The 22,821-nt window shown below is 53.4% G+C and carries 21 protein-coding genes and 2 tRNA genes; 8 read left to right on the plus strand and 15 right to left on the minus strand.

The genetic code is table 11. From position 1 onward, the window contains the following. Positions 1-131: 131 nt before the first annotated feature. The 4 genes from HUF19_RS11780 to HUF19_RS11795 all read right to left on the minus strand — a co-directional run bounded on the left by HUF19_RS11780 (position 132) and on the right by HUF19_RS11795 (position 3,018). Positions 132-2,411, minus strand: a complete 2,280-nt coding sequence (locus tag HUF19_RS11780; protein ID WP_260996809.1) for an FG-GAP repeat protein — start codon at positions 2,409-2,411, stop codon at positions 132-134. A gap of 57 nt (positions 2,412-2,468) precedes the next feature. Next, complete coding sequence (locus tag HUF19_RS11785; RefSeq protein WP_260996810.1) at positions 2,469-2,768, minus strand: hypothetical protein; 300 nt, start codon at positions 2,766-2,768, stop codon at positions 2,469-2,471. A 51-nt stretch (positions 2,769-2,819) separates the two neighbouring features. Beyond that, a tRNA-Met gene (locus HUF19_RS11790) sits at positions 2,820-2,896 on the minus strand. Between the two features lie 45 nt (positions 2,897-2,941). Then, a tRNA-Met gene (locus HUF19_RS11795) sits at positions 2,942-3,018 on the minus strand. A gap of 179 nt (positions 3,019-3,197) precedes the next feature. On the opposite strand from HUF19_RS11795, the gene HUF19_RS11800 reads away from it, so the two are divergent. Next, the gene (locus HUF19_RS11800) at positions 3,198-4,250 is read left to right on the plus strand and encodes an AraC family transcriptional regulator (RefSeq protein WP_260996811.1); all 1,053 of its coding nucleotides are present in this window, start codon (positions 3,198-3,200) and stop codon (positions 4,248-4,250) included. A 71-nt stretch (positions 4,251-4,321) separates the two neighbouring features. On the opposite strand, the gene HUF19_RS11805 is transcribed toward HUF19_RS11800, so the two are convergent. The 7 genes from HUF19_RS11805 to HUF19_RS11835 form a co-directional block, all read right to left on the minus strand. Further along, complete coding sequence (locus HUF19_RS11805; protein WP_260996812.1) at positions 4,322-4,777, minus strand: ferritin family protein; 456 nt, start codon at positions 4,775-4,777, stop codon at positions 4,322-4,324. Between the two features lie 168 nt (positions 4,778-4,945). Next, a complete protein-coding gene (locus HUF19_RS11810; RefSeq protein ID WP_260996813.1) occupies positions 4,946-5,500 on the minus strand; it encodes a hypothetical protein in 555 nt (184 codons plus the stop codon). 49 nt (positions 5,501-5,549) lie between these two features. Beyond that, positions 5,550-6,134, minus strand: a complete 585-nt coding sequence (locus HUF19_RS11815; protein ID WP_260996814.1) for a class I SAM-dependent methyltransferase — start codon at positions 6,132-6,134, stop codon at positions 5,550-5,552. Between the two features lie 135 nt (positions 6,135-6,269). Beyond that, positions 6,270-7,355, minus strand: coding sequence for a murein transglycosylase domain-containing protein (locus HUF19_RS11820; protein WP_260996815.1), 1,086 nt, complete (start codon positions 7,353-7,355; stop codon positions 6,270-6,272). Positions 7,356-7,410: 55 nt separating this feature from the next. After that, positions 7,411-8,754 (minus strand): DUF1329 domain-containing protein, encoded by a 1,344-nt coding sequence (locus HUF19_RS11825; protein WP_260996816.1) that lies wholly within the window; start codon positions 8,752-8,754, stop codon positions 7,411-7,413. Between the two features lie 154 nt (positions 8,755-8,908). Beyond that, positions 8,909-9,511: a Yip1 family protein gene (locus tag HUF19_RS11830; RefSeq protein ID WP_260996817.1), complete on the minus strand. Its 603-nt coding sequence runs from the start codon at positions 9,509-9,511 to the stop codon at positions 8,909-8,911. A 141-nt stretch (positions 9,512-9,652) separates the two neighbouring features. Next, positions 9,653-10,474, minus strand: coding sequence for a TatD family hydrolase (locus tag HUF19_RS11835; protein WP_260996818.1), 822 nt, complete (start codon positions 10,472-10,474; stop codon positions 9,653-9,655). Between the two features lie 109 nt (positions 10,475-10,583). On the opposite strand from HUF19_RS11835, the gene HUF19_RS11840 reads away from it, so the two are divergent. After that, on the plus strand, positions 10,584-10,985 hold the full coding sequence (locus tag HUF19_RS11840) for a hypothetical protein (RefSeq protein WP_260996819.1): 402 nt from the start codon (positions 10,584-10,586) through the stop codon (positions 10,983-10,985). On the opposite strand, the gene HUF19_RS11845 is transcribed toward HUF19_RS11840, so the two are convergent. Together HUF19_RS11845 and msrA are read right to left on the minus strand one after the other, a co-directional pair. Beyond that, a complete protein-coding gene (locus HUF19_RS11845) occupies positions 10,977-11,714 on the minus strand; it encodes a ParA family protein (RefSeq protein ID WP_260996820.1) in 738 nt (245 codons plus the stop codon). The two genes, HUF19_RS11840 and HUF19_RS11845, sit on opposite strands and share 9 nt — an antisense overlap. A gap of 37 nt (positions 11,715-11,751) precedes the next feature. Beyond that, positions 11,752-12,384, minus strand: coding sequence for a peptide-methionine (S)-S-oxide reductase MsrA (gene msrA, locus HUF19_RS11850; protein ID WP_260996821.1), 633 nt, complete (start codon positions 12,382-12,384; stop codon positions 11,752-11,754). 36 nt (positions 12,385-12,420) lie between these two features. Between msrA and HUF19_RS11855 the strand changes: the two genes are divergently transcribed. After that, a complete protein-coding gene (locus HUF19_RS11855) occupies positions 12,421-13,173 on the plus strand; it encodes an MBL fold metallo-hydrolase (RefSeq protein WP_260996822.1) in 753 nt (250 codons plus the stop codon). Beyond that, positions 13,170-13,850: a class I SAM-dependent methyltransferase gene (locus HUF19_RS11860; protein WP_260996823.1), complete on the plus strand. Its 681-nt coding sequence runs from the start codon at positions 13,170-13,172 to the stop codon at positions 13,848-13,850. The genes HUF19_RS11855 and HUF19_RS11860 overlap by 4 nt, the downstream gene beginning before the upstream one ends. Positions 13,851-13,899: 49 nt before the next feature. Here HUF19_RS11860 and HUF19_RS11865 read toward each other — a convergent pair whose 3' ends face one another. Next, entirely contained in the window at positions 13,900-15,699 is a 1,800-nt protein-coding gene (locus HUF19_RS11865) for an alkaline phosphatase D family protein (RefSeq protein ID WP_260996824.1), read from the minus strand. Positions 15,700-16,024: 325 nt separating this feature from the next. Here HUF19_RS11865 and HUF19_RS11870 point away from each other — a divergent pair, with 325 nt between their 5' ends. Continuing rightward, on the plus strand, positions 16,025-17,899 hold the full coding sequence (locus HUF19_RS11870; protein ID WP_260996825.1) for a ribonuclease R family protein: 1,875 nt from the start codon (positions 16,025-16,027) through the stop codon (positions 17,897-17,899). Positions 17,900-18,008: 109 nt separating this feature from the next. Here the strand turns inward: HUF19_RS11870 and HUF19_RS11875 are convergent, their stop codons facing one another. Further along, positions 18,009-18,476: a hypothetical protein gene (locus tag HUF19_RS11875; RefSeq protein ID WP_260996826.1), complete on the minus strand. Its 468-nt coding sequence runs from the start codon at positions 18,474-18,476 to the stop codon at positions 18,009-18,011. A 368-nt stretch (positions 18,477-18,844) separates the two neighbouring features. Between HUF19_RS11875 and HUF19_RS11880 the strand changes: the two genes are divergently transcribed. The 3 genes from HUF19_RS11880 to HUF19_RS11890 all read left to right on the plus strand — a co-directional run bounded on the left by HUF19_RS11880 (position 18,845) and on the right by HUF19_RS11890 (position 22,784). After that, positions 18,845-19,084 (plus strand): FeoA family protein, encoded by a 240-nt coding sequence (locus HUF19_RS11880; protein ID WP_145470063.1) that lies wholly within the window; start codon positions 18,845-18,847, stop codon positions 19,082-19,084. Then, positions 19,081-21,375 (plus strand): Fe(2+) transporter permease subunit FeoB, encoded by a 2,295-nt coding sequence (feoB, locus tag HUF19_RS11885; RefSeq protein ID WP_260996827.1) that lies wholly within the window; start codon positions 19,081-19,083, stop codon positions 21,373-21,375. Before HUF19_RS11880 ends, feoB begins: the two co-directional genes overlap by 4 nt. Before the next feature lie 143 nt (positions 21,376-21,518). Beyond that, a complete protein-coding gene (locus HUF19_RS11890) occupies positions 21,519-22,784 on the plus strand; it encodes an inorganic phosphate transporter (protein ID WP_260996828.1) in 1,266 nt (421 codons plus the stop codon). The last annotated feature ends 37 nt before the right edge of the window (positions 22,785-22,821 follow it).

Raw genomic sequence — 22,821 nt, forward strand, 5'->3', positions numbered from 1 at the left:
TTTTTTGCCAGACAAAGCATTAACGGCGGAGAATAAAAAATCCGCCGGCTGTCACCACCCGGCGGATTAGGTTTTTACAGGTCAGGCCAACTCAGGCATTACACCACAAGCCGGCCTGCCAGCTAACGCGATCAGTACAGATACACCGCGCCAGACCCTACAGCGTTGTTATTAGTTTGATCGCCATTAACACCGGTAGCGCTACTCGCTTCTAGTGGCGCCCCCACAGCCAGAGTCTGGCCATCCGCGGATAAGGCAACCGATCGGCCAAACGTGTCACCGTAACCGGTATTGGAGGCTTTGATATAGGCCGGCTGCGCCCAGCCAGCCTCTGTGCGCTGAAACAGATACACCGCACCAGATTCATAAGCGGCATCATCCATTTGCTCACCATTAATACCGGCTGCACTGCTCCTTTCGCCCGGAGCGCTTACCGCCAGGCTGTCGCCATCCGCCGATAAGGCGACGGCATAGCCAAAGTTATCTCTCGTGCCGGTATTAGAGGCCTTAAGATAGGCCTGCTGCGCCCAGTGCAAGCCGGTACGCTGGAACACATACACCGCACCTGCTTTAGAAGCACTGTTGTCCTCCTGCCCTGCACCAACACCGGCTGCGCTGCTGCCTTCATTCTGAGCGCCAACCGCCAGAGTGCTGCCATCAGCCGATAATGCGACACTCGAGCCAAAATAGTCATTTGCACCGGTATTAGAAGCCTTAATATAAGCCTGCTGAGCCCAGGCTTGGTCTGCACGCAGAAACACATACACCGCACCTGCGTATGTCAAACTGTCATCCGTCTCATCACCACCAACACCGGTTGCACTGCTGGCTTCAGCCAAAGCGCTGACCGCCAGAGTGCTGCCATCGGCCGACAGCGCCAGGCTGATGCCAAACTGATCTTTTACCCCGGTATTCGAGGCTTTGATGTAAGCCTGTTGTGTCCAGCTAAGGCCTGCACGCTGGAACATATATATCGCACCCGCTAAATAGGCACTGTTATCCGCCTGATCACCGTCAACACCGGTTGCACTGCTGCTTTCAAAAAAAGCGCCTACCGCCAGGGTGCTGCCATCGGCCGATAACGCTAACGAACGGCCAAACCGATCACCCGCCCCAGTATTCGAGGCTTTTATATAGGCCTGCTGCGCCCAACCAGCGCCTGAGTACTGAAACACATACACCGCACCTGCGTAAGGAGTACTGTTATCTGCCTGAACACCGTTAACACCGGTCGCGCTGCTGCCTTCATTAAAAGCGCCAACCGCCAGTGTCGAGCCATCGCCTGACAATGCCAGACTGCTGCCAAAGCTGTCCAATTCATCGGCATTCGAGGCTTTGATATAAGCCTGCTGCAGCCACTGCCCATGGATAAGGCGGAACACATACACAGCACCGACACTATTGCCACGGATATCTGACTGCTCCGCATCAATGCCAGAGTTAAGGTTGGTCTCCTCTGGCATACCTACCGCCAGCGTACTGCCATCGGCCGATAGCGCTACAGCCAATCCAAACTGACCTTCGGCAGACCTATAGGCAGGATCATTCAAGCCCCAATCAATCCGCGCTGCTTTAACATAACCCACCGCGTCGGTCAGGCTTCCCTGGGCTGTTACTTCAGCAGAGGTGCGGCAGTCTTCATAGCCATCTGACAGATTACAGGCCTGTAATCTGTAGCGGGCATTCACACGCTGGGGCAGAAACACCGAATACTGATAACTGGTTGTATCGGCGGGTAACGTCTGAATCTGGGTGAAATCCTGCTGGCCGTCCAGGCTTTCCAGCAAACGGTATTCGGTTTCTTCGGCAACATCCTGCCAGCTGAAACTGAAGGTTTTAGTCGCCGCCAACGACAGACTCAGTACCGGGTCCGCGGGAATAAAGCTCGCCTCTATCGTGCAGTCGGCCGTAATGGCCCCGGTGGTATAGGTGCTGCCCTGCAGCGCACCGTCACAGCCCGACACGCCATCAATGCGGTAACCATTGTCTGCTGTAATCTCAAAACTGGTGGTGGTTTCGGTATCCACCACCTGTGCCGTGTCCGGGCTGATGCTGCCGCCTGCGCCAGCATTGACAGCAACGCGGTGAGTCCGCATAAAGCTGGCTTCTACCGTACAGTCAGCCGTAATGGCCCCGGTGGTATAGGTGCTGCCCTGCAGCGTACCGTCACAGCCTGACACGTCATCAATGCGGTAGCCACTCTCGGCCATAATGTCGAAACGGGTGGTCTCACCTTTATTCAACACCTGCGCCGTGTCCGGGCTGATGCTGCCGCCATTACCCGCTGACGGAGTAACACTGAAGCGCGGGTCGTCACTGCTGCTGCCGCCACAGGCCGATAACAACGCACTGACGAGCGTGACCTGAACCGCAGACGCGACAGAGCGCGCCTTAACATGCCTTTGATTCATTCTATATCCTTTAGTATCCGCAAAAATCGATGGCGCACAAAAGCACGCCGTTTGCGATTAACAGCGCTCAAGATCCACCAAAAGTTGGGTAATGATACAGAGAACAACAGGAGCCTGACGGGCAAAAACCGCGATATGGCTTTCAATTTGTCTCAACCTGCCGGCAGGGTTGTTACCGGTCTGAAGTTTCGCAACAGACTGATGGCAGCAGGCACATCTGCCCTGCGGCGCTGCGGCAATAAGGGCAGGCTGAATAAAGTGTTCGCGGATACGTAAAACGAAAACAATCATGGCAGCATCATCCGTCGCGGACATGGCTAACGCTGTGACATAAAAGATGAGGAATTCGCGCGACATTCAGGCAATAAAAAAGCCCGAATGCGAACATTCGGGCTTTTTCATCAATTTTGGTTGCGGGAGCAGGATTCGAACCTACGACCTTCGGGTTATGAGCCCGACGAGCTACCAGACTGCTCCATCCCGCGACAATTGCTTCACTACTTTCTGACGTTACAACCAACAGAAGCGGTTGGTTGCGGGAGCAGGATTCGAACCTACGACCTTCGGGTTATGAGCCCGACGAGCTACCAGACTGCTCCATCCCGCGTCAGAGGCTGCGAATAATACGGATGCCCCCTTGTGCTGTCAAGCCTAACATTTTGTTTTTTAGGTATTTTTCCCGCAATGACCGGGAATTTACAGAAAAGTTGCATCATCGTCTGGCGTGTATGGAATACAGGTGGTACGTTATCTGAACAAAAAATAACAACAATAAAAATCGAGCATATGAGTTCGCATCCGACCAATACTTTGACAACGGCGGCTTTGCAGCCCTTGTTGCGTTTGTTGGAAAGCAAAGGCTTCTCCGGCATGGACCTGCTGTCACCGGGCCATGAGGCCAGAACCGAGCATCTTTCCAGCCAGCGCATGTCCATCAGCCAGTTTGACCGGCTGCTGGAACAGGCCAGTAAACTGCTTAACGAACCTGCCATCGGCCTTGCCGCCGGACAGCATCTCGACCTGCCCAGCTTTTATCTGCTGGGGTTCCTGTTGAGCGGTTGCCAGACTGGCCGGGAAGCCCTGACCATTCTGCGTCGTTACTACTCGCTGATCAGTGATACCCGTTCGCCTGACCTGTTTGTCGGTAATGAAAGCATTAAAGTGCTTTACTATGTTGCCGAAGGCAGTGCCTTTGGCAGTCATGCCCGCAGCGAGTTTATCGCCACCAGCATTCATACCGCCGGCAAGGCCTTTGGCGGCAGTTACTATCAGGTACAGGGGGTTGGCTTCCGCTTTCCGCCACCGTCCTACCGTGACCGGCTGGAGCAGTTCTTCGGTATTCCGGTTCAGTACAATCAGCCACATAACTGGATATCGTTTTCCGGCAAGTTACTGGATAAGCCATTGGCGCAGGCAAACCCGGAGTTATTCAACTCTCTGCGTCGTCAGGCTGAAGTAGCAACAACCCGTTTCGGCCAGTTGCAGGCGTTCAGCCGTAAGGTGATGCATATTCTGTATCAGTGGCCGGACTCCATCCCGATCACCAAAGAAGCCGTTGCCGACCTGCTGAGCACCAGCAGCCGTACCCTGACCCGGCGCCTGCAGGAAGAAAACTGCCAGTTCTCTTCCCTGTTGCGTGACGTACGCCTGGAGAAGGCCAAACAGGCACTGGAGCGCGGTCATACCGATGTACAGCAGCTGGCCATTGAGCTGGGCTTTTCTGACCGTCGGGGGTTTGAGCGGGCGTTCAAGCAATGGACCGGTGAAACTCCGGCAGCCTATCGGCGCAATTGTCGCTCCCGCAGTGAAGTGGTTACCGAAATGGCCGAGGCCGATTAACGGCTGATCAACAGCTCAAAAAAAAAGCGGCCATTGGCCGCTTTTTTTTATGAACTGCTATTTCCGTCTGACTACCAGTCACTGGCGGACAGTGCCGCCCTGACGGTACGCATCTTTTCGGACTCCTCCAATGCGATCAGGTTTTCAAACAGCTGCCGCGAATCGTCCGTTGTCGCTTCGCTGAGCATCTGCCGGTACAACCCGATCAGGTAGTCATCAATTTTCAGTGCTACCCGGGCTAACTCATCCACCGAAATATCCGGATGCAGCTCACGACAGCCTTTCAGGGCTTCGCTGATGGAACCTGGTTCAAACTGATGCCACTCAGAGAGTACCTTCTGGCTGATATGCTCCTGCATACTGACCATTGATTTCGCCAGCGTATCTTCATGGGCTGCCAGCAACTGCAGCATCATATCGACCCGCTCGCGCTGCGTCTGATCGCGTAATTGCTGATACAGATTGCGCGCGTGCTCATGTAAGCGGCGGCTGTATTCGAGTACGTCTTTGACCGTGGAGTAACTCATATCTCTGCTTCCTGTTCAAAGGCTCTGGCTCAACGTTCCGGCTTCAAAGACCCCTGCTGTCCTCAGACGCTATGGCCTGAGGGCATATACACAGTGGATAACTACAGCATAGCGTTAGCCGCTGTATACGCCATTGCGCAGGATCAAGCAGAGCAGCCTGCGCAGGCTTTATTCGTCATCACCGGATTCAGCAAACTGGTCCGCCAGCTGCTGACGGAATGGACGTACGGCGGATTTATCCTGTTCGCTGACGTTTTCCACCGCACGCATCATCATCAGTGAGGCGCTCATCATTTGTTCCATCATCATTTTTTGCTCAGCAGGCATGCCTTCTGCCTGACGGATCTGTTCGAGCTGAGCTTCAAGCTGTGACAGACTGACCTGTTCGTTTTCCATTTCCAGCGCCATATAGCCCATGGTCACCCGGCGGGAAACTTCAGCCCAGTGTTCAATGTTTTTATAACCGCCCGCTTTTACCTGCTTGCTGAAATCATCATATAAGCCGGCCGCCTTCAGTTGCTCAATGCCTTTATTAAACATGGCATCAATACTGGTTTCGCTGCCGCTGAAATCTTCTTCCGGCAACTGATCTTCATGCTGATCCAGCCAGTTTTCGAGCGCTGGCATGGCTTCCATCCAGTGTTTTACATCTTTTTCTGTCAGATCAGCGGCCATTGCCAGTGGTGCCAATAAGCTGAACAACAACGTCATAACGATGCGCATGAGTATCTCCCTGAGAGTGTTTATTAAAGCGTTATTATTGATAAGGCGGTTACGTTAGTCGAGATTGACCGGCGCGGCAATAAATCTCAACCTCCACCGCCTCATCAAAATCACCAATGGCGGGAAGTGTCGAACTGACCATGGAGTGCAGGCAATCCAGCGCAACAAAATCCGGTGCAACAAAGCGGCTTTCGGCCAGAATCCAGTCGGGAATACTCAGCATCAGCTGCTTAAGATCGGCACTGGAGCTGATGTCGTAGAGCACATCACTGGCCAGCAGCAGGTCGACCTGTGGCCACTCACCTTTTACCGGTAAAACCTCCACCCCGTTCAGGGCTGCATTTTCGGCTGCAGCCTGCAGAGCATTTGCGTCCAGATCGGCAACCCAGACTTCCGCTGCTCCGGCCTTAGCTGCGGCGATGCCAACCAACCCTGAGCCACAGCCAAAATCCAGCACCTTCTTGCCGGCAACCGCCTGAGGGTTAGCCACAATCCATTGCGCCAGAGCACGCCCGCCCGCCCAGGCAAAGGCCCAGTACGGCAGACGCTGCCAGAAAGCACCGATGGCCTGAGTATCCAGAGCCAATTCACTGTCTGGCAGACTGAGCAACCACAGGGTTAACTGCTCTTGCATGAGCTTTTCCATAACAAGCTGAGCATCAGGCAGTATCAATGCCTGTTGCAACTGTGTTGGCGCTGAAGTATCGGTTGGCATAACGTACAAAAAACCTGTTTTTTGAAATATTGCTGTGTAAAAAGCAGATGACGCTTAAAACCAGTGTTTTTTAAACGCCGTTACTTTTTCCAGATAGCGCCGGGATTCTGCTTTCGGATGCTTGTGTACTATCGTGCGGTAAACTTCCTCTGCCGACATAGCATTAATACGCTGTACAGCTTTTTTACGGTCGGAGTGAAAGGCTTTAAACAGATTTCCGGCGCCGCCGTTATAAGCGGCAATAATGCAGTATTCACGTTTTTGCCAACCCTGAATATCACGCAGATACACATCCCGCAGAATCGATAGATAGGCACTGCCAGCGTCAATATTATTAGCCGGATTCAACAGGTAGCTGCGTGTCGGACGGTCATCACGGCCATAAATACGCTGATAGACATCACGCCCGGCGGTATTCTGCATAACCTGCATCAGGCCATAGGCACCAGCGTGGGAAACGGCAAAAGGATTAAAACTGCTTTCTGTTTCAATCACCGCCAGAATTAATGATGGCGATAATTTATAACGTGTTGCTGCACGCTCAACCAGAGGCCGGTAGCCGGCGGCACTGCGCTGTTTATGACTGCGCACCATAGCAACATCGACCCAATAGCGCGCGCCTTTATGGCGGACTTTGTGATCAATCAGATACTGGGCAAAGCGCTCAGCCCGCCAGGGGTATTCAATGCTTTTACCATCCTGATCAAGCACCTGCCCGGCCAGAAAAGGTTTGCCGGTAATGCCCATATCGGCTGCCGTGTACAGATCGACGGCCGAAGGATCGGCCGGCGTCAGCAGTGTAGCCACCAATGCCTGCTTTATTGCCGTTAACGGCGTTTTACTGCGCTCACTTTCGACCCGGATACGCCCGGCAGCAAAGTCGATATGAACCCGGGTGTGGTAATCATCGAGATATTTAACCATCGCATGAGCTGAGGCCTCTTCGAAGTCCTGACCCCAGACCTGATTGGCTTTTTCAGAAAAGAAGGCGTATTCGAGAATCACCGCCTGTACATCATCCGACAGCTCGGCAAAGTTATCCGGCAGGCGTCCGTCGTCTGCCAGCGCCGGCAAACAGAGCAGCCACAGCCCAACAAGACGGAAGTAAGAAAAGAACGACGGAGAAAAATTAAGGTTCACAAAAAACACGGGCAGCAAAGATTGCTGCCCAGTGTAATCGCCATACCGCTGAATGTCAGCGCACGGCCTCACGGCGGATGGCATTCGGCGAAAAGTCGTCGGCATCCAGCTCCTGGCTGAAATCGATAGTGCCGCCACGTTCGTTATCCAGCCCCTCGGCGTAGTAACGACCACTCTCAAGATCGTAGGTTACTTCCAGCGTTGGATAGACCAGCTGAACATCATAGTAGTTAATGGTGTGAGCTTCGGTAACCTGCCACAGCTTACCTTCTTCATCGTATTCTTCAGCGTAAATGATCGACCAGGAGTCTTCATCCACGTAGTAGCGGCGGGTTGAATAACGATGGCTGTAACCAAGACGCAACTTAGCTTCAACGACCCAGACACGGTGTGCCTCATAACGCAACAGTGACGGGTTTATGTGATGATCCTGCAGGATATCATCAATTTTCAGCGTGCCCTGATGAACCTTGTAGGCATTGTACGGAATATAGATTTCACGCTTACCTTTCAGCTCCCAGTCATAGTAATCCGGCGCGCCGTTAAACATATCCACCTGGTCAACGGTACGGATAGAGTTGGTGTTGATATCCGCCGTGTCATACGCAAGATCGGGGGTACGGCGCAGACGACGCTGGCCCGGCATATAAATCCAGGATTTACGTGGTGAACGTACCTGATCGAGGGTTTCATGAACCAGTGTGATACCACCTGCCAGCTGTGCCGGAGCAAGGGTTTTACGCTTCAGATAGAAGATTTTATTATCGAGATCTGCAGGTTCAGCACCTGGCATACTGTATTGCAGGAAGTATTCATATTCACGCAAGGCATCGATGCGCTGACCCCCCTGAGTGACGGATGAAGCAACGGAGGTATAAGACATCGAGTGACCGCGGAAACGCAGGGTATGGTTCCACAACACTTCCAGGCCGTTCTCCGGCACAGGGAAAGGCGACGTCATGGTGGCACCGGTAACACCGGCACCGTATTTCATCAGACCGGCACGTTTCGCATTGACCTTAATTGCGTCATATACGTAGTCCGGGTAAGACGCTGAACGACGGGTTGGATAAACTTCGAAATACAGGTCGGGAAAACGCTGCAGCAAGGCAACCTGACCATCGGTCAGACGTGAACGGTGCTCTGCAACATTAGCGGCCGAAATCCGGAATCGTGGTTGATCGGCGGCGAAAGGGTCGGCATGAAACGCGCCTGGTTTGTGTTTTTTATCGAGAGGCAGACCACCTCGCCAGGCCGGAATATCATTACCATTGCCCAGTTTCTCTGCGCCTACCGGAGTCAGGTCTTTGCCCAGTCTGGCAATGTCTTCCGGAGCGACGGCAGCCATGGCCGGCAAAACAAAGCACACTAACGTAGCAAACAAAAGCCGTCGTTTCATCACATCACCATAGAGCCATATTCAGGGGGCGTGCAGGCTACTGACTGGTGATTCTATGATCAACTATGTGTTACAAAATCACTACAAAACTCCAGAGAACCACGGAGAGGCGTAATACGTCCTCTCCGTAATGGTAAGCACTGGTACTGCTATATCAGACGAAGGCTGGCGCTACCCCCATGCCCCAAAGGATAACGGTCACCGCCATACAGCCAACCAAAGCACATAATCCGACCGTTAACATGGAGCTGGCAAAGATAAACCCGCGCTCTTCCGGTATATCCATAAAAATGGGAACGCCGGAATACAACAGGTAAACGCTGTAGCAGACAGCCGACAGCACGACCAGAACATCCAGCCACAAAATCGGCAACAGACCAATAAAGCCGGATAAAAACATGGGCGTGGAAGTAAAAACGGTAAAAATCAGACATCGTTCATAGCTGGCACTGACACCAAAGGTCCGCTCCATCCAGAACATGGCATAAGCCACCATTGCGACACCGAATAGCAAAGCAAAGTAAAAGGCAACCGCCATCGGCAACGCACTTTCAGCACTGAGCTTCACCACATCGCCTCCGGCAATACTCCAGCCGTATTGCGTGGTCCCGATATACAAGGATACGGGGGGAATCAGAGCCAGAAATACCAGGTTGCGCAGAAAGACTTCAAGAATAGAGCCTGCCCGTTCACGACGGATTTCATCCCATTCACGGCGGGGATGGTACAGCAGCCCAAACATATGATTTGCAAACATAGTGCTCACCTCTTTGTGTGACTACGTTACAAGAATTATGCGCTATTGGCGGACAAAGCAAGCCGCCGGGGTTTAATGCAATAAGCTTGTCTAAAAAACCGTTCCTTCAGCATTGGTGGCAATAAAAGAAGCGATAATGGCTCATTCGGCCTTATCCCTTGTCTGCGCCATGCGCGGAAAACTGTGCAGCAGATTCTGTTGCTGCTGCAGCGCCAATGCCGGCAGGCTGAGCTTATGCAGACTGGCCAGTAAAGCTGCAAGTACGGGAATACAAGCCGGACTGTTATGCTCCCCCGCCCAAAACGCCGGTTTCATATCCGGACTGTCGGTTTCCAGCAACCAGCAATCCAGCGGCAGAGAAGCGACTGTACGCCGTAACTTATGCGCCCGTGAATGACTCATTGCCCCACCAATCCCCAGGCGAAAACCCAGTTTGTACCAGGCTCTGCCCTGCTGTTCGCTGCCACTGAAGGCGTGCACCATGCCTCCATGGGTAAACTGCTGCTGACGCAGATAAGACGCCGCTTCATCGTGTGCTCCACGGACATGCAGAATCAGCGGTAACTGATATTTTTTTGCCAGCGCCACCTGAGCCCGGAACCAGAACCACTGTTCTTCGCGCTGTTCAGCATCCGTCGCCAGCATCCAGTCGAGTCCGGTTTCTCCCAAGGCCACCAGCTTTTGAGCAAGAAGCTGATCCTGCAGGGTTTGCTCAAGCCAGTTCAGATCATCCTGCTGATGCTGAGCGATAAAGTACGGATGCAACCCAAGAGCATAAAAAAATGGCCGCTGATGACAGAACGCCGCCAGCTGTTCACACTGTGAACGCTGTACGCCGGGAACCAATAAACCACGAACACCCAGACGCTGAGCCAGCGCCCATTGTTTGTCACGTTCGCCATCCAGGCAGGCGAAATCAAAATGACAATGACTGTCGAACCAGACCGGCTCAGAATTAAACATGAAGGTCATTTCACGAAATACCACATTAAAGGCAAAAATTTCATTCCACTCATGGAGTATCTGCCGCTAGTCTGCTATCAATATCTGAGGTTTAGTTGCGGATCGTCCCATGGAACTGGCTGCACAGGAATTGCGTGAACGCATTGTTCGTCCCACCCTGCACTATCTTGGCAAGCACTGCCATGCCTCCGAAAATCTTCTGGTTGCTATTGCCCAGTGGCAGCAGCAACATCCTCAGGGCCGTACCGAAGGTATTTACCCAATCGACGCCGGCCTGCATCAGAAGGTGTGGAACCAGCATCTTGCGTTCAACCCCGAACTGGCCAGTAAAATCCGCGGCCTGGCCTCACAGCGTGAATTCCTCAATAACCCGCATATTGAGCTGATTACCAATCTGGCCTATGCCACCGCGATTGCCTGGGCCGTTTACCTTGCCTTTCCACAGGTCAAACACAGTCCGTCAGCTGTCAGGCATCCGGAAGCGCAACGCGACTGTTCTCCTTCAGCGTAAATTAAGCTTAGGCTTCAGCGCCTTCCACAACGCCTGATAATTTCGCGCCAGCGGCACCGCTGGCTGCTGTTCAACAATCGGGCTGCGCAACTCCAGCATACGTTCAGCACTGGCGGAAAAGGCCACAAAAGTGCGCAACACTTCCGGATAATTCTGCAGCTCGGTATTCACCCAGCGCAAATGAGCCGGTTTACGCCGGTCAATCATGGTAACAAAGGGCAACCACTGGGATTTTTTCGCCCAGTCAAACCGGGATTTGATCTGGTCGTAGGCACGAATCGATAACACCGAAGGCTCTACCGGAATCAGAATACGGTCCACTGCCCGCAAGACGCCTTCCATTTGCGGCGTAATCATCGGCGGGCAGTCGATGATAATCAGGCCATAGTCTTCAGCCAGACGACCGAGCGCTTCCGCCATTCGTTGCCGGGCTTCTTTTTTACCGCTCAGACTCTGATGAAATTTGCGCAGCGAACTGTCGGCCGACAGCACATCCAGACGCGGTACCGTGCTGGGCTGAATGTAGCGGCTGATAGGCTCATCACTGCTCCATAAGCCACCCTGTTTATGGCCCTTATCGATTCCCAGAATCCAGCTTGCAGCCCCCTGCGGATCGAGATCCCACAACAGGGTCGGAATCTTGTCCCGCGCAGCCAGCGCCGCCAGATTCACCGCCGTCGTTGTTTTACCAACCCCGCCTTTCAGCTGATAAACAGCCATTGCCCGCATGATTAACTCCTTGTTAAAAATTCTGCCGCCTGGGCGGTCAGTCAAAACTGACGTTACAGCCGCCCAGTCCGCAATAGCCATTGGGATTTTTGGCCAGATACTGCTGGTGATAACCTTCGGCCAGATAAAACGGCACATCGATCAGGATTTCGCTGGTGATATCCCCCATTCCAAAAGCATATAAACGCTGTTGATAGTGCTCCCGGCTGGCCTCAGCCCGTGCCAGATCGGCGGCCTGCGACAGATAAATGCCTGAACGGTACTGAGTGCCGATATCGTTGCCCTGACGCATGCCCTGAGTCGGATCATGACTTTCCCAGAACACCGCCAGCAGTTGCTCCAGCGGCAGCTGCTGCTCATCAAACCAGACCCGCACCAGTTCATTGTGGCCGGTCATACCACTGCAGACTTCTTCGTAAGTCGGGTGCTGCGTATGCCCGGCGCCATATCCCACCGCCGTTGAATAAACACCGGGCAGAGACCAGAATTTACGTTCAGCCCCCCAGAAACAGCCCATACCGAACAGCACTTCGCTCAGTCCGGCCGGACGTTCACCGGCGATAAGGTTACCGTTTACATGGTGCCGCTGCGGCACCTGATACAGCGGTTCAGCCCGCCCCGGCAACGCCTGATCGGCGGTGGGGATAGACATCAGTTTTGGACGCCACATAATGCACCTCATTTCTCTGCGCTGATATGGCCTATTATGACCCGAAACGCATCTGATTATTCGCTCAAATTTCTGGGTACCGGCAGCGGCGGCCAACCCGACATGGGCTGCTCCGCCGCAGTGCTGGAACTTAACCAGCAACCCGTACTGCTGATTGACTGTGGTTACGGCACCTTAAGTGCTTACCAGAAGCACTATAAACGCCTGCCGCAAGCGATCTTTATCACCCACGGCCATCTCGATCATATTGCCGATCTGGAGATTCTGACGGTTCAGGCACGCCTGCAACAGCACCCTGCCATTCGCTTATATGTGCCGCTTAATCTGATTACCTTACTGCATCAGCGGCTGGCGACCTACCCGGGCGCCATGGCCGAAGGCGGGCACAACTTCTGGCAATCGTTTCAGCTGCTGCCGGTTACCGATACCTTTATTCATCAGGATCTGACCTTCCGCCTGCACGCCACGCGCCATCACCAGCCCGGTTCCAGCTATGCCCTGCATTTGCCCGGCGTATTGTTTTACAGTGGTGACACCCGCCCGATTCCGGAAATTCTCTGCCATGAGCTGAGCGGTCAGGAACGGATCTTCCATGACTGCGGTCTTCAGCCCAATCCTTCTCATACCGGTCTGGACGATCTGGCGCGCGAATATCCGCCCGCACTGCGCCAGCGCTTCGTGCTTTATCACTATGCCAATGAACAGGCCGCCGCGGCGCTGGAACAGGCCGGCTATCAGGTCGCCCGCCCCGGCAACAGCATCAGCCTTGGCACGGAGAGCAACGCATGAATACCAGCTCACAGCCAGACCACACAAAACTGGATGAGCAGCAGCTGAATCAGGCCATCAGCACCATGCTCGACGATGCCCGCGTCAGCGCACAGTCGCTGCCACAGTGTCCGCAAATCAGCCTCTGGCTGGTTGAGCCGGAAAGCATGCGCCGGGCGTTCAGTCAGGAAGAAATCCTGCGTATTCAGACCTACCCCGCCTACTGGGCCTTCTGCTGGGCCAGTGGTCAGGTGCTGGCGCGGGAGATTCTGGCCAACCCGCACTGGGTAAAGGGCAAAAAGGTGATGGACTTCGGTGCCGGTTCTGGTGTGGTCGCCATCGCCTGTGTACTAGCCGGTGCGCGCGAAGTCATCGCCTGCGATATCGACCCCGATGCGCTGTTATCCTGCGCCGCCAATGCACGGCTGAATAACGTCGGTTACCGCCTGCATCCGGATTTGTTCGCCTTTGACGAGGACCTCGACCTGCTGATTGCCGCTGACGTGCTATACGACCGCGCCAACCTGCCGTTACTGGAAGTGTTTCGCCAGAAAGCACAACAAGTCATCGTCGCCGACTCACGCGTTAAGGATTTTCATTTTCCGCCTTATCAGGCCACCGGGCGCAGTGAGTCGTTTACCGTGCCCGACCTCGACGAACTGGATGAATTCCGCTGGGTTAATCTGTACCGGGCGTAAAAGGAAAAGGCCGCGATTGCGGCCTTTTATTTACTCTGGAAACACCGAATCAGGGAGCCAGAGGAACGTCTGTCAGGGTACGGTTACCGTAACCTGGTTTGACCTCCATCTTTTTCCGTACTGAAGCGTTATAGGTTTCGCTGGTGATGGTATCGACATAAACCCACTCACAGCTGGATTTCTCCGGAGTAAATTCCACCAGCATATAACCACGCTGGGCGGAGTTGAGATACTTCAGATCATCAACCAATTTTGTTACTGCCAACTCAAAACCCGCCTGCTGCTCAGCACGGGTAACCGGATCAGGAATAGCACCAAAACCGACATAGGTTTCGAAACCCGGCGAAGTAACCGAAGAGGTTGCAAATTCCACCCCGACCGATCCGTTACTGCGCACGGTCTCTCCGGTATTGGCATCCGCCGGATACAGATCACTGGCCCAGGCGTTATGGGTATCACCCGCCAGAACCACCAGGTTCTTATTCAGCATCTGTGCACGCTGCAGAATTTCTTCACGCGCCGGGAAATAGCCATCCCAGGCATCCAGATTGTAAGGGGCGGCTTCCGTCAGACGCGTACTGGTCGGATCACTGTCTTTCAGATTTGCCAGTTCAACCAGTAATCCGGCCACTGCAGCCTGAGTCACAGAGGCATCCTCACCCGCTTTGATTTTCTCTTCAATTTCACCAAGCTTTGTTAGCAGCTCAATAGGAATAAAAATACGCCCCATCAGCACCTGCTGGCCCAGCACCTGCCAGGTGGCTGTACTGTTGAACATGGAGCCAATGGCAAAGGTCTGCTGCTCTGCACCGAGCAGGCCACGATTGCGGTTTTCCAGATCAGCGCGGAATGCAGCGGCATCAATATCCGTGGTACCCGGAACAAGATAATTTTTATAATCAAGCGGCTTATCGCGGGCATACATACGCGTATCCAGCATGGTCAGGTTGACCAGATTACCGAATTCAAAAGCACGCCAGATTTTGGCTTTATCGGCACCAGAGCGGATCGGCAGCCACTCGTGATAAGCCTGAATGGCTGCGGCGCGGCGTTCTTCAAACGAACCTTCGTCTTCACCGTGGTTTTCAGCACCACCTTTCCAGGTATCGTTGGCCAGCTCGTGGTCATCCCAGACGCAGATAAACGGCTTTTTCTGGTGCGCCAGCTGCAGCGCGGTATCGGTACGATATTTGGCGTAACGGGCGCGGTAATGGGTCAGGGTCAGGGTTTCAACCAGCGGGTCCGGCTCACGGACCTGAGCGGCAGCAGGCGGATACTCGTTAGCACCGTACTCATAGATATAGTCACCCAGATGCAGCACAACATCGGCATCGCTGTTAGCAATTTCGTTGTAGACGTTGAAGTAACCGGCAGGCAGGTTAGCGCAGGAGCACACCGCCAGTTTCACACTATCAACACTGCCTACAGGCAGAGTGCGGGTCTGACCAACCGGAGTCACAGCACCGTCTTTACCGGCGAACTGGTAGTAATACACAGTGTCGGCGTTCAGGCCGGTAACATCGACTTTTACGGTAAAATCGCGCTTGCTGTCAGTGTAAACAGAGCCACTGGCCACCACGTTGCTCATGGCTTCGTCGGTCGCCACAACCCAGCCTACCTGAGCTTCGGCACCCGTGTCGGATGGGGTTACGCGGGTCCAGATGATCACGGCATCGGCCAGTGGATCACCAGAAGCCACACCGTGGCCAAACACAAACACGGTCAGGTCGCGTTTATCGTCATCATCACCAAAACAGCCGGTTAAGGCGGCAGGCACAGAGACTGCGCCGGCACCGGCGGCAACAGACTTTAAAAAACTACGGCGGCTCAGATCAGCTCGGTTAGACATTCAGGTCACCTTGTATTGTTCTATTTTATTGTGGGTATAGGACTACATTTCTGAGTCAGAAGTATTACAAGGCCAGTTTCTTTTCCAGCGCAAAATACGGTTTGGCTCAATAAAGCACTGCGTTGTCCGCTTAGGTGAATACATTTGGTACAGATGAACCATTTAAAACAGAACAGATTCACAATCCGATCTTCCCCTGCTCCGCGGTAGCTCTCAACGGCCCGATCCAGTAAACTCCTGCTCCTTTATTTTCAGCCATGGTCCAGTGCGGATGCTCGATAAAAACGCCCTCTCGCAATTACAGTCGTTGAAGCAGGAAATCCAGTTGAGCACGCCCCACTATGAGGGCCGGGTACGCTCCACCGGTGGCCGCTTTGGCTTCGTCAATACTGACGATGGCCAACAGTTTTTTCTCGCCCCGGATGAAATGGACAAAGTCCTGCCCGGCGATCGTATTGAATTCCGGGTTGAACCCGCGGGCGAAGGCAAAGAGCAGGCTATTATTGAAAAACTGCTCAAGACCGAGCTGAACGAGTTCTTCGGCAAATACATTGTGCGGGGGAAAGGTCACTTCGTTGAGGCTGATCACCCGACCCTTAATCGCTGGATTTTTGTGCCGCCGGCCAAGCGCATGGGCGCAGCCGATGGTGATCTGGTAAAGGCTCATATCAGCCAGCACCCATTCCCGAAAGGTAAAGCTCAGGCCGATATCGACGCCATTATCGGTAAGCCAACCGACGCCCATATTGAGCAGACCTTTATCAAAGCCAAGTGGCAGCTGCCTGTTGATTTTGATGCCAGCGTCAGCGCTCAGGTCGCCGAACTGACCGCTACAGGGCTGGACGCTGTCCTGAGTGAACGCACCGATCTTACTCACCTGCCCTTTGTTACCATCGACTCTGCCGGCACCCGCGACATTGACGATGCTCTCTATGCCGAAGCCCGCAGTCAGGGCTGGACTCTGTGGATTGCCATTGCCGATCCGGCGGCATTAATTCAGCCCGGCACCGCGCTTGATCATGCCGCCCTGCAGCGTGCCACCTCGGTGTATTTCCCCGATCAGGTTGTTCCTATGCTGCCGCCGGAATTGTCTGAACAGTTGTGCTCGCTGCAGGCTGACCAGCTGCGTCCGGCCATGGCGGTTGAACTGCGTATCGGTGAAGCCGGCGAGATTGAACAGATTCATATCTATAACGCCAGCATACGCAGCCGCGCCAAACTCAGTTACAACCAGGTTGCACAATTAATTGATGGCGAAAGCAGTGATATTCCGGCCGAACTGCATGGTCACCTGGTGCATCTGGATAACTGTGCCCGCGCACTGGCCGCCTTCCGTAAGAACCACTGCCTGGTAATGGAAGACCGTCCGGATTTCAAACTGGTTACCGATGAACAGGGCAAAGTGAAAGACATCGTCCGTATCGAACGTAATCAGGCACACCGTCTGGTAGAAGAATGCATGCTGGCCTGTAACCGTGCGGTTGCCGGTTGGCTGGCAGAAAAAGGCAGTGGCTTCTTTATTGAGCACGCCGGTGTCCGTACTGAACGCCAGGGCGAAGTGGCGGCGTTATTAAAAGAACATCTGCCGCTGGAGAAAAAACCCAGCCTGAATAGCCTGGAAGATTACGTCAGCCTGATGCAGCAGGCGGATGCCAGCAACAGCGACTTACCATTGCGTATGATTATCAGCCGCCAGCTTGAGCGCAGTAATTTATCGCTGGATGCCAAGCCGCATATGGGGCTGGGCTTTGCGCACTACACCACTTTTACGTCACCGTTGCGCAAGTACAACGACCTGCTGATTCACCGCATTGTTAAAGCCTTGCTGACCGAAAGCAGCGTACAACTGCCGGATGAAAGTATTCTGCTGAATATCCAGAGTGCGCAGAGCAATGCTCGCATGGCCGCTAATCAGGCAGAAACCTGGCTGAAACTTTTGTGGCTTGCGCAACAGGATAAAGAGCAACTGTACGACGCCAGCATTGTGCATATGAACTCAACCGGCTTCACTGTTCGTCTGGATAATACCGGCATAGAAGGAACAATCGACCGCCGTAAGGCCGGTAACGGCTGGACCTTTGAAACCAAAACGCTGACCCATCGCAACGAAGAACAACGCTTTGTCCTTGGTCAGGCCGTACGGGTTAAACTGGCAGACGTGCAACCTCAGGCTCGTATCGCCCGCTTTGTATTGGCATAAAAACAGTTAAGGCACCTCTGAATAATTCAGAGGTGCCTTAGTCTCTGTAACAGATAATAAAAAAGGGAGCTGAGCTCCCTTTTTTATTAATCGCTAATCACTGTATGGATTAATCGATTTTCCAGGTACGAACAACGGCAAAACCGTGCAGCTCGATCCATTCGTCCAATTGACGTGGATTACGCTTAATCTTTTCCACTTTTTCCTGAGTGGCCGGATTACGGTAAGTACCTACCGGCAGCTTTGGTTTTGGCAGAGAAGATTCTTTCTCTGCTTTAGCCGCTTTAGGTCCGCGTGGTGCAGTGCGGGCAAAGTGCTTTTTCAGGTTGTTATAAATAGAAGAAGGATTGTCCTGCTTAGCCATGCCAAGCAGCCATGCTTCGATCTGTTCTGAGCGGGAAACGTACAGCTCTTCTTCCGTCAGACGGTTCTGATTGCACAGGCGCTTAATGGTAAGGTCAAACTCTTTCAGACCTTCCAGCTTATGTTCCTGGTCTTTACGCAGCTGCTCCAGTTCCTGAATTTTTTGCTGGTGCTGTTTAATCTGCTTATCAATATCAATATCAAATACGCTCACTACTTAACCTCAGTGCGTTAACGGCATAACCAAAAGATTGATATCTGCAGGTGAGATATCAATACTAAAAACAGGGAATTATCACGGACTATTACGGCAAGCACCGTACAGTTCAGGGATATTATCTACACGGCGATTATAACGGCGCAGATCCATCTTAAACAATAAATAAAATTCAATATATAAATGACAACAGACTGTTTTATAAATATACACCTATCGCAAAGGAACTTATTCAATAAATCGCTATAAATAGCCGGATTTTGTCATGGAGCAACGGAAGCGCCGAATAAGCATGTTGAGCCCTTGTACTATCAAATGATAAACATTATCATCTTTTCTGTTTATTTCCTTCCCGCCGGATCAGCATGACATCGCAAACTCTTGATCAGCTCAGCGTTGGTACTCAGGCCCGTATAATCGGATTCACTGCAACCGAAGCCAACTTCCGCCGCAAACTGCTGGCGCTGGGATTAATGCCGGGTGCTCAGATTGAAGTACGGCGCTTCGCTCCATTAGGTGATCCGATGCAGATTCAGCTGCGTGGCGCCTCTGTCAGCCTGCGCAAGCAGGAAGCCTCCATTATTCAGGTAGAAGTCATCGTATGAACCGAGCTGTTATTGGTGTCATCGGCAATCCGAACTGCGGAAAAACCACCCTGTTCAACGCCCTGACCGGTGCCAAACAAAAAGTGGGCAACTGGCCTGGCGTAACCGTTGAGCGTAAAGAAGGTAATCTGGTATTGCGCGGTGTCAGCCATAAGCTGGTCGACCTGCCCGGCACCTACGCCCTCGACAGTCACGACGATGAACTGTCGACCGATGAAAAAATTGCGCGCGAATTTGCCTTAAGCGGCGAAGCCCAGCTGATCATTAATATCCTTGATGCCAGCAACCTTGAACGTAACCTGTTCTTAACCTCACAGTTACTGGATATGGGCGTACCGGTTGTCTGTGCCGTTAATATGCTCGATGTTGCCGAGCGCGAAGGCATCCATGTTGATACTCAGCTGCTGGCGCAACAACTCGGTGTGCCGGTGGTACCTATTGTCGCCTCTACCGGGCGTGGCATCGAAGAGTTATGCCGCATTCTGGCCCATCATCTGGAACATGCCACTGTTGCCACGCCACTGCTGCGACTGGATACCGACTTTGAGCAGGCCGTTAACCAGCTGAAAGAACAGCTGCAGGGAGCCGTCGCCAATCCGTTCTGGAGCGCCACCCGTGTTCTGGAGAACGATATTTACGCCAGCGAAGTGCTGCCTGAAGAGCGCCGTTCTGCCGTGCTGGCATTAGCCCAGCAACTGCGTCAGTCGCTGGAGCAACAGCATGGTCAGCCGATTGACGTATTAATGGCCAACAGCCGTTACCGCTCGATTCAGCATATTCTGCAGCAATCTCTGACGATCAATACCAAAGGCCGCACCCTGAGTGAGCGTATCGACGACTGGGTACTGAACCGCTGGCTGGGTATACCGTTCTTTTTTGGCGTGATGTACCTGATGTTTACCTTCGCCATTAACATTGGTGGTGCCTTTATCGATTTCTTTGATATCGCCTTTGCCACCGTATTTGTCGATGGCACCCATTATCTGCTGGATGGCATCGGCGCCCCGCAATGGCTGGCAACCCTGCTGGCCGATGGTCTCGGGGGTGGTATTCAGCTGGTTGCTACCTTTATTCCGGTGATCGGCGGACTGTATCTGTTTTTATCGGTAATCGAAGATTCCGGCTATATGGCCCGCGCGGCCTTTGTGATGGATCGCCTGATGCGCGCCGTCGGCCTGCCGGGTAAATCCTTTGTGCCGCTGATTGTCGGTTTCGGCTGTAACGTACCGGCGGTAATGGCCGCACGCACCATGGATACCCATAAAGACCGCCTGCTCACCATTGCCATGGCACCTTTTATGTCCTGTGGCGCACGCCTGTCGGTGTATGCCCTGTTTGCCGCCGCGTTCTTTACTGAAAACGGTGCTTTTATGGTGTTCAGCCTTTATGTGCTGGGTATTGTGATGGCCCTGCTGACCGGTATTGCGCTGAAGAACACGCTGTTCAAACCGGATCTGACGCCCTTTGTTATGGAGCTGCCGGCTTACCATATCCCGACGGTGAAAGGCATTCTGATCAAAACCTGGGAGCGGCTGAAGTCCTTCTGTCTGCGCGCCGGTAAAACCATTATCACCGTGGTGGTGGTGCTGAGTTTCCTTAACTCACTGGGCAGTGACGGTTCATTCGGCAACCAGAATAAAGAAAACTCGGTGCTGTCGAAAATTGCTCATGTGATTACCCCGGTCTTTACCCCGCTGGGTGTACAGGAAGATAACTGGGCCGCCACCGTCGGCATTATCACTGGTATCTTCGCCAAAGAAGCTGTGGTGGGCACACTGGATGCGTTGTACAGCCCGGAAACAACCGCTGACAGTGAATACTCGCTCAGCGCCGGGCTGCTGGAAGCACTGCAAACCATTCCGGATAATTTTGCCGGCATCGCCGACAATCTGCTTGATCCGCTCGGCCTGAGCCTGATCAGCGCCGACCAGGGTGAAGAACAAGGAGTACACGTTACGACCTTCTCTACCATGGATGCGCTGTTTGGCAGCCAGCTGGCCGCCTTCTCTTATCTGGTATTCGTTCTGCTGTACACTCCTTGCGTGGCAACCCTCGGCGCCATGGCCAGAGAGGCCGGTCTGCGCTGGATGCTGTTTGTTGCCGGCTGGAGTACCGGTCTGGCGTATACCACCGCAGTGATCGTCTATCAGCTGGGCAGCCTGTCTCAGCACCCGCTCAGCTCCTTGCTGTGGGTTGGTGGCAGCCTTGCCTTTATCGTTCTCAGCCTGTGGCAGATGCGCCGCTACGGCCAGAAGCACAGCGCCCGCCTGATTCCGCTGACTCCCGTCTGATTTTCTGTCATTCCCCTGTGCTGCCAGCTGGCAGCACAGCCAGACCTTTTTTGACAAAAGTTCCCCGTCAACTAAGAAACAAGTTCTAGGCACTTCGCCATGCCTGCGTTAGAATGCGCGCGCTTTTTTTCGAGGAGTTCACAATGGAACTTATAGCCGACCAGGGACATTTATTTATCATCCTGGCCTGCATTTTCGGTGTATTTATGGCCTGGGGAATTGGTGCAAATGATGTTGCCAATGCCATGGGAACGTCAGTTGGTTCCAAAGCCATCACCATCAAGCAAGCTGTCTTTATTGCCATTGTCTTCGAATTTGCCGGTGCATTTTTTGCCGGAGGCGAAGTCACCGCAACCATCCGTAAAGGGATCATTGATCCGGCGGTGATGTCAGGGCACCCTGAGCTGCTGGTATTCGGCATGCTGGCTTCCCTGCTCGCGGCAGGAACCTGGCTGTTAATTGCCTCTTATGCGGGCTGGCCGGTGTCCACCACACATTCTATCGTTGGCGCTATTGTTGGTTTTGCCGCCGTCGGCATTTCCATGGAAGCGGTTGCCTGGGGCAAGGTTGGCAATATTGCTGCCAGCTGGGTTGTATCTCCCGTGATTGCCGGTTCGATTTCTTACGTTCTCTACAAAAGCGTCAAACATTTTATTCACGACACCAAAGACCCTTTCGCTCAGTCTAAGCGTCTGGTGCCGTTCTACATCATGCTGGTCGGCTTCGTTATCTCCATGGTAACCCTGCTGAAAGGTCTTAAGCATCTGGGCCTGAAGCTCGATTTTACCGACGCAATCTGGATCTCCCTGCTGATTGGTGTTGGCGTTATGGCGATTGGCCGTTTCTTTGTCAGCCGCATCCATGCCGATCCGGAAGTCTCTGAAGAGATCCATCTGGCTAACGTCGAAAAAGTCTTCGCTGTGCTGATGATCTTTACCGCCTGCGCCATGGCGTTCGCTCACGGCTCCAACGATGTGGCCAATGCCATTGGTCCGGTTGCCGCGGTTTATAGTGTGGTCAGCCACAGTGGTGAAATTGCCGCCAAGGCAGCGGTTCCGATGTGGATTCTGCTGGTCGGTGCCGTGGGTATTGTGATTGGTCTGGTGACCTTTGGTCATCGTGTGATCGCCACCGTCGGTTCCGGCATTACCGAACTGACCCCTAGCCGTGGCTTTGCCGCCACTCTGGCTGCCGCCACCACCGTAGTGGTTGCTTCAGGCACCGGCCTGCCAATCTCCACCACTCATGTTCTGGTTGGCGCCATTCTGGGTGTTGGTCTGGCCATGGGTACCGATGCCCTGAACTACCGCAAAATCGGCTCTATCTTCGTTTCCTGGCTGGTAACCCTGCCCGCAGGTGCGCTGCTGTCGATTATTTTCTTCTTTATCTTCCGCGCAATCTGGCTGTAACCGGCCTGCGGTTGATAAAAAAAGCGCCTTTTTAAAG

It is taken from the genome of Thalassolituus hydrocarboniclasticus, assembly GCF_025345565.1.
Classification (GTDB): Bacteria; Pseudomonadota; Gammaproteobacteria; order Pseudomonadales; family Oceanobacteraceae; genus Venatoribacter; species Venatoribacter hydrocarboniclasticus.